15 protein-coding genes are annotated in these 14,251 nt (G+C 65.4%); all 15 read right to left on the reverse strand.

What is annotated here, in order from left to right; genetic code table 11:
• Positions 1 to 9: 9 nt before the first annotated feature.
• From K3152_RS01950 to K3152_RS02020, 15 genes are read right to left on the reverse strand one after another with little or no spacing between them, the layout of a single operon-like run.
• Positions 10 to 1,446 (reverse strand): conjugal transfer protein TraH, encoded by a 1,437-nt coding sequence (locus K3152_RS01950; RefSeq protein ID WP_152434333.1) that lies wholly within the window; start codon positions 1,444 to 1,446, stop codon positions 10 to 12.
• Entirely contained in the window at positions 1,436 to 2,248 is an 813-nt protein-coding gene (locus tag K3152_RS01955; RefSeq protein ID WP_152434334.1) for a conjugal transfer protein TraF, read from the reverse strand. The genes K3152_RS01950 and K3152_RS01955 overlap by 11 nt, the downstream gene beginning before the upstream one ends.
• Positions 2,245 to 3,966, reverse strand: coding sequence for a conjugal transfer protein TraN (locus K3152_RS01960; RefSeq protein WP_137678740.1), 1,722 nt, complete (start codon positions 3,964 to 3,966; stop codon positions 2,245 to 2,247). The genes K3152_RS01955 and K3152_RS01960 overlap by 4 nt, the downstream gene beginning before the upstream one ends.
• Positions 3,963 to 4,718 (reverse strand): type-F conjugative transfer system pilin assembly protein TrbC, encoded by a 756-nt coding sequence (gene trbC / locus K3152_RS01965; RefSeq protein ID WP_137678739.1) that lies wholly within the window; start codon positions 4,716 to 4,718, stop codon positions 3,963 to 3,965. The genes K3152_RS01960 and trbC overlap by 4 nt, the downstream gene beginning before the upstream one ends.
• Positions 4,715 to 5,728, reverse strand: coding sequence for a conjugal transfer pilus assembly protein TraU (gene traU, locus K3152_RS01970; RefSeq protein WP_137678738.1), 1,014 nt, complete (start codon positions 5,726 to 5,728; stop codon positions 4,715 to 4,717). Before traU ends, trbC begins: the two co-directional genes overlap by 4 nt.
• Positions 5,725 to 6,357, reverse strand: coding sequence for a type-F conjugative transfer system protein TraW (gene traW, locus K3152_RS01975; RefSeq protein WP_137678737.1), 633 nt, complete (start codon positions 6,355 to 6,357; stop codon positions 5,725 to 5,727). The genes traU and traW overlap by 4 nt, the downstream gene beginning before the upstream one ends.
• The gene (locus K3152_RS01980) at positions 6,357 to 6,863 is read right to left on the reverse strand and encodes a S26 family signal peptidase (RefSeq protein ID WP_137678736.1); all 507 of its coding nucleotides are present in this window, start codon (positions 6,861 to 6,863) and stop codon (positions 6,357 to 6,359) included. Before K3152_RS01980 ends, traW begins: the two co-directional genes overlap by 1 nt.
• On the reverse strand, positions 6,860 to 7,240 hold the full coding sequence (locus tag K3152_RS01985) for a TrbI F-type domain-containing protein (protein WP_137678735.1): 381 nt from the start codon (positions 7,238 to 7,240) through the stop codon (positions 6,860 to 6,862). The genes K3152_RS01980 and K3152_RS01985 overlap by 4 nt, the downstream gene beginning before the upstream one ends.
• Complete coding sequence (locus tag K3152_RS01990) at positions 7,233 to 7,637, reverse strand: hypothetical protein (protein ID WP_137678734.1); 405 nt, start codon at positions 7,635 to 7,637, stop codon at positions 7,233 to 7,235. Before K3152_RS01990 ends, K3152_RS01985 begins: the two co-directional genes overlap by 8 nt.
• On the reverse strand, positions 7,637 to 10,186 hold the full coding sequence (gene traC / locus K3152_RS01995; RefSeq protein ID WP_152434335.1) for a type IV secretion system protein TraC: 2,550 nt from the start codon (positions 10,184 to 10,186) through the stop codon (positions 7,637 to 7,639). The genes K3152_RS01990 and traC overlap by 1 nt, the downstream gene beginning before the upstream one ends.
• Positions 10,183 to 10,719 (reverse strand): hypothetical protein, encoded by a 537-nt coding sequence (locus tag K3152_RS02000; protein ID WP_152435765.1) that lies wholly within the window; start codon positions 10,717 to 10,719, stop codon positions 10,183 to 10,185. The genes traC and K3152_RS02000 overlap by 4 nt, the downstream gene beginning before the upstream one ends.
• Before the next feature lie 44 nt (positions 10,720 to 10,763).
• Positions 10,764 to 11,642: a DsbC family protein gene (locus K3152_RS02005; protein ID WP_137678732.1), complete on the reverse strand. Its 879-nt coding sequence runs from the start codon at positions 11,640 to 11,642 to the stop codon at positions 10,764 to 10,766.
• The gene (locus tag K3152_RS02010) at positions 11,639 to 12,922 is read right to left on the reverse strand and encodes a TraB/VirB10 family protein (RefSeq protein WP_170002819.1); all 1,284 of its coding nucleotides are present in this window, start codon (positions 12,920 to 12,922) and stop codon (positions 11,639 to 11,641) included. The genes K3152_RS02005 and K3152_RS02010 overlap by 4 nt, the downstream gene beginning before the upstream one ends.
• On the reverse strand, positions 12,922 to 13,677 hold the full coding sequence (locus K3152_RS02015) for a type-F conjugative transfer system secretin TraK (RefSeq protein ID WP_137678730.1): 756 nt from the start codon (positions 13,675 to 13,677) through the stop codon (positions 12,922 to 12,924). Before K3152_RS02015 ends, K3152_RS02010 begins: the two co-directional genes overlap by 1 nt.
• Complete coding sequence (locus K3152_RS02020) at positions 13,674 to 14,243, reverse strand: type IV conjugative transfer system protein TraE (RefSeq protein WP_010412621.1); 570 nt, start codon at positions 14,241 to 14,243, stop codon at positions 13,674 to 13,676. Before K3152_RS02020 ends, K3152_RS02015 begins: the two co-directional genes overlap by 4 nt.
• Between the last annotated feature and the right edge of the window lie 8 nt (positions 14,244 to 14,251).

Genomic DNA, 14,251 nt, shown 5'->3' on the forward strand with positions numbered 1-14,251 from the left:
GTCGCGGCCTCAGGGGATAATCGAGCGCGACTGGAGCCCGCGCGACCAGTCGAGCGCTGCCGACATCGAGGGCGACATCGAGGCGGCAAGGGCGTTCTCGATCATCGCCGTTTTCTCGATGATCTGCATGATAGCGGAGACCTTGGCCTGTCCGGTGGCCTGTCGCTGGACGAGCCCCGAACGCACCTCAGCAACCTGGCCGCGCCAGATCGCGAGCTTGGCTTCGTCGGCGGCGATGAAGCTCGCCATCGAGCGCCCGGCTTCCGACACGATCCGGTCGAGGATGGCATAGAGCAGGTCGATGCTGGCGATCTCGGCGAGCGTGTCGCGGTCGTCAGTCGGCATTCCGCGCCCATAGGCGGCCTGGACGGTAAGGATCTTGTACAAGGGGACCGAGGCGACCTGCAGCAATTCCTTTTCGGCATTGCCGATCGCGGTGTCGGCCCGGATCGCATCGACCATGTTCCCGATCAGGAGCGTGACCCGCGGGCGGATGGCCTTTGCATTCGATAGGCTCATCTGCTCGAAGGTGGGATTGAGGCAAAGATCGGTCTCGTCGCAGCGGAAAACGCGAACAGTCTGGCCCTGCGTCCCGTCGAGCAGTGCGCTCACCAGGGTGGATGAAGCATCGCCTGCGAAAGGCACGAACTTGCCTGCCTCGTCGTCCTTGGGCGGCACATAGATCACCGTGCCGATCAGCGTCATGGCGTATTCGGCAAGCTCGCGGTCGAATGTGCCGCCGGGGTTGAAGAAGGCGCTCTTTTTCAGAACGTGCCAGGTGTAGTTGCGCGCCACGCCCGGATTGATGTCGGCGTAGTCGGCGCCGGCGCCTTCATTCGTTGAGGCGCGCTGCCCGCGCGTGCCGCAGCCGTGTTTGGCTGCGGCATAGTCCGTGAAGATGCCTTCGGAATTCCCGATCGCTTCGCAGATCGCCTTGTCGGCGAGATCGCCCTTGGGCCACAGGCCTCCGACCAGCCCCTGCGCCATTTCGCAGGAGTTGATCGAGAGGTTGTTCATGAGCTGCGCCTTCTGCGAAAACTCCTGCATGATCTTGTTGCACTCGGGGCAAACGGTGTCGATCGCGAGGCTGAAGGCGAACCCGACCGCGTTGTTCGCCACGGCTTTCAGGAGCGCGACCATCTCGCTCGCATTGATGAAGGAGAAGGAGCCCGCGAAGATGTCGATCCCGCCGCAGCCCGCGCGGGCGCGGGGCAGCTGTAGGTTGGCCACGTTGGTGGTCTTCTGGGGGAAGCGCGTCCAGACATTGCCGAGGCTGTAATAGCCCGCCGACTGGCCTTCGAAAGCGGTCGGGCCGATGACATTGGCCGCCGCGCCCATGTCGTCCATGAACCGGTCCATGCTGTCGCCGACATTGGCGGCGACGGGTGATGCGACCATGCTGGCAGCGGCGAGGGTCAGCGCCGCGTTGCGAATGCTAGTAATCATGTCCGGCTTCCTTCGAGGTGAGGAGATAGATGCGGTCCTGCAGCTCGTCGGCCGAGAGCACGCCGTATCCGATCGGGATCGGGCGCTTGGTCGCGCTGTCCCACAGCACGAGCGCCGGGGTGGCCTTGCCTTCAAGACCGAGCCTGGCGCGCTGGTTGGTCTCGACCTTGTAGTCCGGGAAATGGCGCGAAGGACCGCCATCGGTCGAGATGGCGCGCACAGTGATCCGCCAGCGGTCGGCGACTCCCTTGACGATGGGGCTCATCACTTCGCACGGGCCGCAGGTGGCGCTGAAGAAATAGAACAGGCCGTAGCGCTCGGAGAGCCGTGCCATGACGCTGTCGCGCTCGGCGCTGCGGGCGTCCTGCCACTGCTTCTTGGCGACCGCTCCGACGGGGCGTTCGAGCGTGTAGTCGAGTTCGGGGTCCTGCCAGATCGCCCGTTGCCAGACATCGGAGAACAGCGAGGCGCGGTCGAGCTGCGCGCGCTGGAAACGGATATAGGCTGCGACATTCGCTTCGGTCGGATAGAGGATCGCGCGCGCCTTCAACTCGCGCAATTCGGAGGTGATCGCATCGAGTTCTTGGCTGGCCGCGACCGGTTCGGCTTCGGGCGTTTGCGGTTCCTCTGCGGGCACAGGTTTGACGCAGTAGAACCAGTAGCCGAGCTTTCGCTCTTCGCAGTAGAGCGCGTCGGCGTCGGTGATCGATGCCGTCTCCCGAGGTTCCTGGGCATGCGCCGAAGCGGCGGCGAGCGCAGTGAAGCTGAGTGCGAGCGCAGTCAGGTAGTCCAGATGGGTCATTGACCGCCCCTTGCGTAATAGTCGTCGATCTTCTGCTGGATGAGGATGGAGGTCTCGAGCTCGTCGGGCAGCCGCGCGGCCTCGGTGAACTCGGCATAAACCTCGCTGAAATCCATGCGGGAAAGATCGAGCTGAGCGAACTCGTCGAGGGTGAAGCCCTCGCATTGTTCTTCCTTGGGCTTGTCCCAGGGCTTGGGAAGCTGCTTGCGGCCCTGTTCCTGCAAGATGCGCGAAAGCTTGCTCTCGAAGCAGCAATAGGCCTTCTTCTTGGTCAGGCAGACGCCAAGGAACTTCTTTGAACAATATGTGCCCACAAAGGCGCACAGGCCCTGCGCATCGCGCTGGTGGAGCAACACTTCCTCGCGGTCGCAGCCGAGCGCGACCAGCAGGCTGATCCCCGGAATGAGCGGGAAACCCTTGCCCTTGCAGCAATTGAGCACGCCGAAGACCTTGGACGAGCAGGTGTTGCGCGTTCCCCGGAACAGCGTCAGCGTGTTCGGGTCGAATTGCCCGCGCGCCTCGTCCATCGCATGGAGCGCGGTGACTGCATCCTTGAACTCGTCATTAGCGGTGCGCTCGATCGTCTCGCAGCTGCCATCAATGCAATAGACATCGCCATCGCAGACATATTGCGTGGTGTTCTCGGTATCGGGCAACGGGCATTCGTAGATGCGCTCCCAGGTCTCGCACGGAAGTTCGTCGGTGAGGCATTCCTCGCGGACGAAGCGGCAGGTGCCCTGGCTCTCGATGTCCGAGCAATCGGTCGCCGCTTCGCGCGAGGTGCAGGTGTAGCTGCGCTGCCATTCCCAGCAGGGCCGCGTCACCGAGACGCCGTCGATCACGCGTGTCTGCGGATCGGCATCGGTGCAAATCTCTACATCGAGCGTGCAGTCTCCATTGTCGGCAAAACCCGTGCACTGGCTCTCGTCTGGAACCGCATCGACCGTGCTGTCTGTGGTGACCGCATAAGGCGTGTAGCGAGGATCGGGCGCATTGCAGGAGATTTCGGCAATCGGATCGCCCGGCTCGGAGCAGAAGCGGTTGAACCCGTTGTCCCACCACTGGAGGCACGGGCCGGGGCGATAGCCGGTGATGCGGCACGAGCCGCCATCGAAGGCCGAGCACCAAGGAAGACCCTGGTAGATGCCGGTGTCGTTGCAGAGATAATGCCATTGCTGGCGCTGCGTCACGCTGGCGACGAGCGGCACCGCGCATTGACCCGCCGACTGGTCGATCCGCGTGCCGGTGTTGCAGGTCGCGGTGTAGGTTCCCGCAGAGCCCGAGCCGGGCGGCAGCGGGACGCAATTGCCCTGGCCGCCCGAGATATCCATGCCGCTGGTGTATTCAAGCGGCGTCTCGTTGATCGCGAGACTGCGCGCGATCACATCCTCGATCTCGTCTGGATCGAAGCGTGCGCGGTTGGCGATGCTGTCGCGCATCGCGCGATAGCCCTGGTGCCCGGTGGCCACCGCCGCGGCATTGCTCTCGATCCGGTCGGGATCGTCGGCAAGCGTTTCGAGGTCACGCACGGCATTGCGATCGTAATTGGGGAGGGTGGATGCGTCGTGCTGCGAGTTGGCGGCTGCCTGCGCTTCGCTGCGCAGGCTTTCGCCAAAGGCCTTGCCGTCAGCCCGCGCATCCTGCTGCTGCGCGGAGAGGGGCGCGGCGACGGCGAGAAGAGCGAGCAGTCCCAGACGAAGCGATTGTGTGAGCCTCATGGCCGCTCTCCTTCAAGGCGGCGGAGATGGAGACGTGCAAGCTGCGCGCCCGGACCGCCTCCTGAAGCAAAGGTGTCGAGCACTTCGGCCACGCTGATATTGCCAGCGATGCGGTCGTGCGGCGGAAGGATGTCGCTGCAGTCGAACCCGTCGCAGGGGGCAAAGTCGCTCGCGATCATCACGAAGCTCGGAGCGACCTCGATATCGAAGGCGCGGAACAGGCGCGGGTCGATCCCGAGCGCGCCGGCTTCATGGCCATCGCTCCAGATCGCGGCGATGCGTTTCTTGAAGCGCGCGCTGTCGCCTTGCGGGAACCCGCGCAGCACGGTGACGCCGCCCGCCCTCGCGACATCGTGAACCAGCGCCTTGAGCGAGCGTTCCGGCATTCCCAGCGAGGCAAAGGCAATGAACCGGGGCGTCTCGCCCATTGCCGCCACTTCGGCATCGGCCTGGGCGCGGATCATGCCATCGAGATCGAGCGGGCCGGTATCGGCAGTCGCTTGCGCCGCTTCTGCATAGGCTGCGCGGTTCGCGTGGGCCGTTTGTTGAGCGGCGCGCGCGTCCTCTGCCAGCGCATCGGCTTTTGTCTTCACCGACGTGGCGAGCGCTTCGGCATCGGCGCTATGCTCGCTGGCGCGCGCGCGGATTTCGGCAAGATCGAGTTCGGGCGAACTCTCTTGCGCAGACGCGGCAGCAAAGGCGGCGGCGGTCGCAAGGCTGATAGCGACCAGCAGGGGGAAGGCGATTCTCATAGCGCGCAGCAATTCCTCTTGCGCCAGACGAGGTATCCCATGTCTTCGCCGATGGCGGGGATGACCTGTCCGGGGGACTGGAAGGTGGTGGAGGCACCGATAGGCGGGCAGGCGAAGCGGCCCTTGGTTGCCGGATTGGGATTGGTGGCCTGGAAGCGGTATTGCTGCTTGCGCATCACCGGCATCAGGTATTTGCCGCACAGGCCCTTCGATCCCATCGTGCCCCACGAAACGAGTTCGCGGTGGAGCTTGTAGGCGAAGCGCGAGAGCACGAGCCGCGAGGCCTGGACATGTCCGATCGAGGCCGAGACGTTGCCGTTCATCGGGTACATCGAACCCTGGCAGCCCGCGCACCAGAACATCTCGTCGAGCGGCAAATTGGCGGTCGATGCCGCGCAATCCGCAGCGCAAGCGGCAAGCGCCAGCGGGTTGGCGAAGAGCACCGCTTCGGGGTTGATGATCGCGGTGAGCTCGCTGTCCTGCCACAGCGGATCGATCTCGGAGATGTAGAGGATGTCGATCGAACCGGGCTCGAGGCACAGGAAATCGGCGACGATCTCCATCCAGTAGATCAGCGGATAGGCATACCAGTGGACATGCCAGCTCGAATAATACTGGCTTGCGCCCCCCACCGCCGAAGGACCCGAGATCGAGCGGAAGCCAATATCAAAGCCGGGATCGAGTTTCATCCCGCCGAGGTTGACGAAGCACCAAGGCTTCATACTGACATCGGCGAGCCGGACCGGCTCCCAGAACCCCATCGCGATGCCGGGCCGAAGCCCGCACAGGCACACCGGTAGGTCCGGATTGTCGGGATCGGGGCGATTGCTCGGCCAGATTTCGAGCCCGCCGACCGATATCGGGAACAGGCACGACCAGCAGATGTCGGTGATCGGGTTGACGAATTGCCCGGTGCACTTGCCCGGACCGGCATCGGCCGAAGCCGGTGATGCGAATACCAGCGATAGCATCGCCGTGAACAGCACCAGGAAGGCGCGGATGCTGCTCATGGCTGTGCCTTCCGGGGCGGCAGCGCGATCTCGCTCACTTCGAGCATCCGGCCGTTCTGGCGCACGCGCGCAGGCGTCGCCCGAATTCCGAATTTGTCGGTGAGCTTGCCGCCCTGGTCGAAATAGAACCTTCGCTGGCGGGCCTTCATCAGCTCGAGCGGCGCACCCTTGACGAGGATCAGCTTGGCATTGACTTCTTGCCTCAGCGACCAGGCGACCTGCGCCGGATCGTCGCCGTCGAGAAACAGGAGGTCGCCGCGCAGCTTGACGCTGTCGAGCGGATTGACCCGGGTTCCGGCGGCATGGATCAGCTCGCCTTTTGCGCCCCGGATATCGGCAGCAAGCGTAATTGTCGGATCGAAGGCCCATTGGCGGCTTGCGCTTGCGCGGATCACGCCGGCAACCGGATCAGGCCGGTTGACGCGGGCGATCGTACGACGCTTGAGTTCCTCGTTGAGCCGCGCGGTCTCGCCCGACTTTTCCATCTGCGCGAGGCGAGCATGGATCTGTTCGAGCAGATCGCGCTCGATCACGGGGAAGACCGCGCCGCGCTGGCCATAGTCTCGCGCCTGCAGGCTGGCCGGGAGCGCAGCGAGGAGAAGCGCGCCAAGCGGAAAGAGGGAGCGCATCACAGGATCGCCCTCCCGCTGCCAAGGATTTGTCCGCGGCACACGAAGCCGATTGCGCCATAGCGGCTGTCGAGCCCGCGGGGATGGCTGGTGCCGGTGTAGTAGCAGCCCTCGGGGATGACGCCTTTAGGCCCCCGCGTGAGCGGGACACCGAGACGGGTGACCTCGAGCAGGCTCGCGACCTGCTTCCCGTTGATGAAGACCGCATCGCCCTCGTGGCGCACGACATCGCCCGGCATGCCAAGCACGCGCTTGCCGAACATCTGCGGTCCTTTTCCGAAATGCCTTTCGACCAGCTCGCTTTGCGGCGGCTCAAAGAAGATCAGGCTGCCGCGTTCGATCGGCGCGTGCTTGTCGAGCCAGAACGCCCAGTTGGACAGGCTCGGGCTCGCATTGATGAGGAACGCGTGGTCCTTGCTGAAGGCATCGAGCGGCGCCCAGGCAAGCGGCAGCAGGACCAGCCCCGAGAGCAGCAGCGGACGGCGGATCGAGCGGGTCAGGCTCATGGCTGCTTCTCCCCGGCGAGCTTGTCCGCAATGCGCTGCTCGAGTTCGGAGGTTGCGTCTTCGGCAGCGCCCGCGAGCACGGCCTCGGCAACCAGCACCACGCGGCCGTCATGGCCCATGTCGGCGACGGCGCTTTCGGCGGCTTTGAGGTATGCAAGGCTCGCCGCCTGAACGACCGCCGGATCGGCATCGGCGCGCGCGGCTTCCTCGACGAATGTCCCGATGGTCTCGGCGAGCCGGACCGTGACGATCCGCTGCTCCGGGGAGCTGGTGACCTGCTGCGTGATCCACGCACCCCACAGGAGCGCGGCAACGAGCAAGGGTAGAGCGAGGAGTTTCGGGCCCAGCTGGCTAAGCGGGAGGTTCAGTCTATCCATGGCGGGGAGATCCTTCGGCGAGGCGGCGATCGAGGCGGCGCAGGAAAGCCGGCAATCGCAGCAGGGCGAGGCCGCCGGCTGCGATGAGGAATGCGATCTGGAGGTCTTGGGCAAAGAAGCGGCGCGCGACCGGTTCAGCGGTGCGGTAATGGTCGGCAAGATTGCCGAGCTGCGCGAACAGCGCCGTGAGATCCCAGCCTGCTACAGCCAGGAACACGAACAGCGGCAGGCCGAGGACCAGCAGCAGCGTGCTCGCCGCGAAGCTTGCCGTTTCGATCAGCACCAGGCAGGTGCCCTGGAACAGCGCCAGCCAGTCGATCACACGGTGCTTGTCGCGGGCTTGTCTGACTGACGGAAGCGGCACGCGATCTACGAGCGTGGTGGTCTCGAGCACCATCACATGCCTCCTTCCACGCCCGCGACCAGCGCGACTGCGCGCTCCAGCGGCATGCCGTTTTCGACATGGCGGTGGATCGCGGCATAGGTGTCAGGATCGGAGGAGAAGATGGTTGCCGAGAGTGGGTCGAGCACCAGGCGTCCAACGGCTTCCATCTCGGGACCTTTGAGGTAGATCTCGCTGTACTCGGTGCCCGAGCGCTTGAGGCTGCGGATCAGCGTCTCGGTCCGGTCGTCCATGTCGAGCCGGGCCTCCTTGCGGAAATCGGCAATGGTCTCGGGCTTCTGCTGGAGCACCAGCATCCAGTCGCTGTTTTCGAGCGCGGCCCGCGCGCCGTCGGATTTGTAGTAATCGTTCAAGGACTGGGTGGCAGTGGCGAGCGCACCCCCGTACTTGCGCGCGGTGCGAGCATAGGTCTCGACGAACTCGCCCATCGAACCACCCTTGAGCATGGCCCAGGCTTCATCGATCAAAAGCAGCTTTTTGGTGGACCGCGAGCTGCGCGTCATCGCCTGGCCGGTCATGAACATGATCGCCGAGAGGACAACGCTTCGCAGTTCCTCGCGGGACGCAAGGTCGCTCATCTCAAAGACGGTGAAATCGTCTTCGAGCGCGAAACTCGCCTTGCCGGAGAAAAACCCGGCATAGCTGCCGCCGCGGCAGAAAGGCGCGATCGCGGTCGCCAAATCCCTGCCCGCCTCGTTTTCGCTTTGATGGAGGGCATGCGCGACATCGTCGATCGCGCCGCCGCTGCCGAGCGCTTCCCAGACCTGCGTCACCGCGCGGTCGATGAGGCCGCGCTCGGTGTCCGAGGGCGCGGCGCTTGGCCGCGCCATCTGGCTGACGATCGCCTTGATCATCGCAAAGCAGTCGAGCCGGTAGTCCTCGTCCTCATGCGCGCGGGCATCGTCGACCATCGAGAAGGGATTCAAGGAGAAGCCCGAGGCGAGGGTGAACTCGACGAAGCGCCCGCCCTGCAGCTTTACCGAATGCTCGAAACTGCGTCCGTCATCGATCACCACGACCTTGGCGCCCGCGCCGCGCAGCGCGGCGCACAGCTCCTGCAGCAGCACCGACTTGCCCGAGCCCGACTTCCCGCAGATCGCGATGTTGTGGTTGCCCGCCGCGTTCTCGAAGGGTGACCAGAAGAAGGGCTGGCCGCGCCGGCCGAGAAGCAGCAGGTGCGGGATAGTGCCGCCGAGATACTCGCCCTGCAGCGGGGCGATATGGGCCGCGGTGGTCGAGAGCATGGTCCGAAAGCGTTTGAGCCGCGCAAGGTCGTGGACCAGACCATCGGCGAGGCTCAACGGGAACGCCGCGACGAGGCCCTGGAGCTGGAGGAAGCGCTCGTCGGCAAGGTCCCATCCGGCCGCCTTGTAGATCGCCTTGACCGTGCGCTCATGCGCATCGCCTTCGCCAAGCGGCGAGATCGTGGTGAGACCATAGAACAGCTTGACCAGCTTCTTGCCCGCCTGGAGCTCGGCCTGGACGTGTTTCCATTCTGCCGACTGCTCGGACAGTTTGGGCAGGAAACGTGCGCTCTTCGTTTCCGACAGGCTGGTGGTGCGCATGAACTTGTAGCCTGCGCGCGCCGAGGCGGCTTCCTGGTCGGGATAATGCAGGCACAGCATGGTCGCAGCCGGGCAGGGAAAGCGCAGTTTGTCGGTGAACATGTCGCCGATGAGCCGCGCGCATTCCCACGGTGCCCAGCGCTCAGGGGTAGAGCGCACGCCGTAATGGCGCACATCGAAGCGGTCGGGATAGCATTCACCTACCTGCGGCACGCCATCTCGCGAGCGCCCGGTCTCGCGGAAGCGCTCGGTGCGCAAGATCAGCCGGTCGTCCTCGACTTCGAGTTCGATGTCGCGGCGGATCGCTTGCGCGTCGAGCGTGTCCTCGCGGTTCCAGTGCGTGAGATCGGGTTCGCGCGCGGTGGTCGGCGAGGTGAGCTCGTCGACCAATGCGAGGAGGCCTGCGGGCTCGAGCCTGTTCGATGCAAGGCCGAGCGAGTTCAGCATCCCCGACATCCCGTCGCGGCATTCGGTGAGTTCTGCATCGGTGACGCTTCCGGGCACCGGAACGCCGAGCGAGAGCACCAGACGCACATGGCGCGCATGGAACGGCGCGTGTGCCGAGCCCGACTTCCAGACGAGATCGTAGAGCCGGTTGGTGCGGGCTTTCGCAATCGCTTCGTAGATCCCGCCCTGCTCGTAGCGCGGTGCGAACCACGGGCCGACGATGGCGCCGATGCGCGGGGACGCGAAGTTCAGCACTTGGAGGCACGCGCCTTGCGGCAGGCTCTCGGAAAAGAACTGGCCGAGGATCTCACCTGTCCGCTCGTCGGCGCCGATGAGCGGGGTGACTTCGAGAATGAAGCCCTTCGAGTGCGCGTTGCGGTAGAGCCCCGGGCCCTCGTCATAGACTCGGTACGGAAGCCAGTCCGACAGCATGTCGAGCGCGAAACGCGGCTGCGCATGGTCGCCCCTTTTCGCATCGCCGAACAGGCCAGCAAGGAGCGCGTCGCGCGCAGAGGATAGCGAGAGGTTCACTTGGGCTCTCCTTCGGGCAGAACGGGGTGGGGCACCTGGCCGGGGGAGGGGGGACGACCAGGTGCCCCGGGGTCCGGCGCTTTGGCGCCGGGCAGCTCCGTCAGATCCTGCGAGGGGATGACCAGGACATCGGGAGGCTGCTGGGGGGAGGGATTGGGATGCTGGAAAGGAATTGCTTCTGCGGCGGCGGGCGGGGCGACTTCTGCTTCAGCCGGACGCGCCAGTGCGCGAAGCACGTCGCCGGTCGAACGCGGCGCGCGCCAGCGCTCGGCAGCGCGATCGGGCAGCACGACATGAACAACCCGGGCCTCGTGGATGCGGCCCGCCCCGTCGCGGTAGCCCGCAACAACGATCCGCAATCCGCGATCACCGGCCCTGTGCGCTCCCGCAGAGGCATGACCGGACCGTTCTGCCTGTGAAACGCGGGTCGCGGCATCGTCGATCATCGAGGTCGGCGCGCAGCTTCCCTCCGGTGCCCGGCAGGAAAAGTCGCCCTTGACGTTGCCGCCAAGCGTCGCACAGCCGGCGATCATCAACGCGAGAATTGCCGTCGCTCCGACACGGGTCGCACCGCCGCTCATTGCTTCGATCCGGTCTTGGCATTGGCAAAGGCGCGCAGTGTCTTTGCATCACGGTAGCCGTGCAGCACCGCACCGTCGCGCGCCCGGACGATTACCGGGGTTCCGGCAAAGCCGTTGGCCTGTGCAAAGGCTTCGTTGGCATCGAGCGCAGCTGACTTTTTGCAGGTTGCGCGCGGTTCGAGGTGCTTGCCGGTGTATGCGGCATGGAGCGCCTCGACCGGGTCGGCGGCGCACAGCACCGCCTCGGACAAGCGGCGGCTCGACGCGCCGAAGATCGAGATCGGCCGTTCCTCGACAAGAACGCCTGCCTTTTCGAGTTCGCCGGTGAGCCGCTTGCAGTAGCCGCACTGGAAATCCGAGAAGACAACCAGCTTCAGCCCCTTGGGATTGCCCCACAGGATCGCGCCTTCCTTGGGAAGGGCTTTAAGATCGACATGCGTCGCGACCTGCCTGTCGCGGGTTTCGGCAACGTCATGGCGCCCTCCAGTGTCCTCGCCGGCGTGGCGGGCTGCGCCGGCGGCGAGCAGGTCGGGGTTGAGTTCGAGCAGGCGCGCGGCAGTCACGTCGCGCCGCTCCTCCATGTCGTAGAGCCGCCCGACGAAGAGGTAGCGTGCCGCTTCGTCGATGTAGAATAGCGTCTCTCCCGAGACGACCTCGCACCATGGCGCGAATGTCGTGCAATCGAGCGCGTCGATCGGCGTTCTGGGCAGACGAAGCTTGAGCGCTTCAACCACATCTCGCGTGATCGCGGCCTGCGCGGGCATGGCGGTTACGATCGCGACGCCGCTTGTGAGGAGGGCTGCTGCGCTGGCGGCAGCGAGCGATATGTGCGCGGCGCGCGCCTTGAGGCCGGGCCGCTGGTTCGAATAGTTCATTGCGGTGTGCTCCTGACATGGACGCCGTCGAGAAAGACGATCTCGACTGCGATGCCGGTCGGCATCTCGACGACGGGTTGGTACTGTTCTGCGCGTTCGATGAGGTATTTGGCTGTAGTGTCGGCGGCTTCGCCCGCGCCCTGGCCGAGGCCGCCTGCGAGGATGTCGGTCGGCGAAAGCGCCTCGCGCCTGCCGTCGCTGCCGACAGGCTGCGCAAAGATGCCGTTGGCATTGGCCGAGAAGCCGCGCCCGAACCCGCCGACGATCCCGGCAAGCAGCGCCTGGCTGACAAGGCTGCCTTCGCGGCTGACGACATTGCCGCGCACGCCCGACTTGCCGGCAAAGGCGATGAACCCCTTGACCTCGCTCACCGCGAAGCGTCCGCCCGGTTGCGCGCAGGTCATGCGCACGAGCTTGACGTAAACCTTCTCGGCCGAGAGATCGCCGCGTGCCGCGCCGTTGACGAGGCAGCCGGTGAGATCGGTGGTGAGCAGCTTGTCGCCTTGCAGCACCGAGCGCGCCGGCCCGGTGATGCGCAGCACCACGGGCAGCGGATCGCTCTGACTGGTCACGCCCGTCGAGGCGTCGACCCCGACGATCACGGTGGCAGGTGCATAGCTGTTGGGCGGGAGATAATCGCGGCTTGCCTCGAGCAGCAGCGGCGGCGTGCTTTCGGTTGCCTTCGCTTTGGCTGCGCCCGGCTTTTCGGATGAGAAGCTCAGCAGGCTCGCCTTGGGTTCGCTGGGTGGCTCGAGCGGTCCGGGAGCGAAACCCGGAGTCCGCGGTTCTCCTGCGTCAACTGGCGTGACCGGGGGATTGGCGCGGACGGTTTCGAGTTCCGAGCGCAAGGCGGCGTTCTCCGCCGAGATCGCATCGATCGCAGCTTGCCCGTCGCTCAGCATCCGCGCGTTCTCGCCCCGCAGCGTTTCGAGCTCCTGCTCGATCGAGGCCTTGGGAAGCTGGCTTTCCTGCAGGTCTTTGATCGCGCGGCCCTGCGCATCGAGGCGGTTGCCGTAAGTGGCGACGAATTCGCGCTGCGAGAGATTGCGATTGACCAGCGCGCCGGTCTCGATCGTGGTCGCGCCCACGCCGTCGGCGCCGGCTTCATCCTCGCCGCCGAAGATGAACATCGAACCGGCGATGAGCGCCACGCCGCCGATCCCGGCAAGCAGCAGCTTCTGGCGCTGCGCGACCGTGCGGTTGAGGTTGCGCCGGGCTTCGCCGCGCGTCTCGTCCTTTGGCGCTGGCGCGGGCGTATCGCGTGTGTCGGGATCGGCCATTACTCGAGCCCTCCCTTGGTAAAGACAAGGAAGGCCTGAGTGCTCTCGCCAGGCTGAAGGCTGTCGCGGCCATAGGCAAAGGCCAGCGCCCCGGCCGGCGCCTCGCGCTCACCGGCAAGGTCGACGGGCGCCGAGCCAAGATTGCGTAGAGTAAAGGCTTGGCCGATCAGTTCGGCGCCTTCGTATTCCGCGACCTGCTGCACTTCGAGGCTGTCGGTGTGGCGTGGTCGCGAAAGTTCGGCACGGGCGCGGAAGCCCGGCAGGACCCCATCGCTGGCCATCGCTTCGATCAGCCGGATCGCGGCCTCGTCGCGCGTCACTGCTGCGCCTTCCCATTCACTCGCCTGGGATTTGGCGAGCGCGGGATTGGTGACGAAGAGCTGGCTCGCTTCCTCGCCTTCGACGCGGCAGGTGAACTTGTAGACATAGCCCGCGCTGCTCGTCGCGAAGAAGCTGACCCTGGCGCTCGCATATTGCAGCGGCACCGAGACATAGATGTCGCCGCGCACCGGCTCGTGGGTCACCTCGAAATCGTTGTAGGGAAAACCGCTCGCCATCTTCGAGACATTGGCGAAACCGTCCTCGATGAGGGCGATACGGGTCAGCGCGCCGCGCGCGAGCACGCAGTCGATCGCGGCGCCATCAGCGGCCTCGACGAACTGGTCGGCATGTGCCGGTGAAGCGTAGGCGGCCGTGGCGATTGCCAGTGCAACGCTGGTCAGCGCGGCGGGGAAGGGGCGGGATAGGAGTGTCATGGGTTCTCCTCCTCGTTTTCGGTTGGGAGCTGGCGGAAGCCGGTGAGGCCGAGACTGAGGCCGCGGCGGTTCCAGCTGAATTCGAAGCTGCGCTCTTGGCTTGCGATCACCTGCGCACCGACGAAGGTCTTGAGCGTGCCGGTGACGACAGCGGTGAGCGCCTGCGCGTCGACCTCCATCCGCGAGATGACGAAGGCCTGGCTGATGTCCGAACCGCGCTGCTCGTCGACGATCTTGACGAGCTCGGCCTTGAGGCTCCCGTGCGCTGACGGATCTGCCACCTTGAGGACCTGTTCCATCCAGTAGTCGAGGCTCTCGGGTGCGCGATTGAGCAGCATGAGCGCGGTGTCGCGGGTTACGAGTTCGAGGTAGTGCGCATCGGTACCGCCGCTCCCGAGCGTCAGGCGCTCGGTCGTGACAGGCACCAAAATGACGCTTTCCTCGCGCGTCGCCGCCGCGCCGACCGCCAGCAGGCTGGTAAGGCCCAGCACGGCTGACAGCGCGGCGAAGCGGTTGCGCTGTTTGAGGTGACGCTGCGCTTCCTCATAGGCGAATTCGTGTTTCACTTGGGTCC

It is taken from the genome of Qipengyuania polymorpha (assembly GCF_019711435.1).
GTDB classification, from domain to species: Bacteria; Pseudomonadota; Alphaproteobacteria; order Sphingomonadales; family Sphingomonadaceae; genus Qipengyuania; species Qipengyuania polymorpha.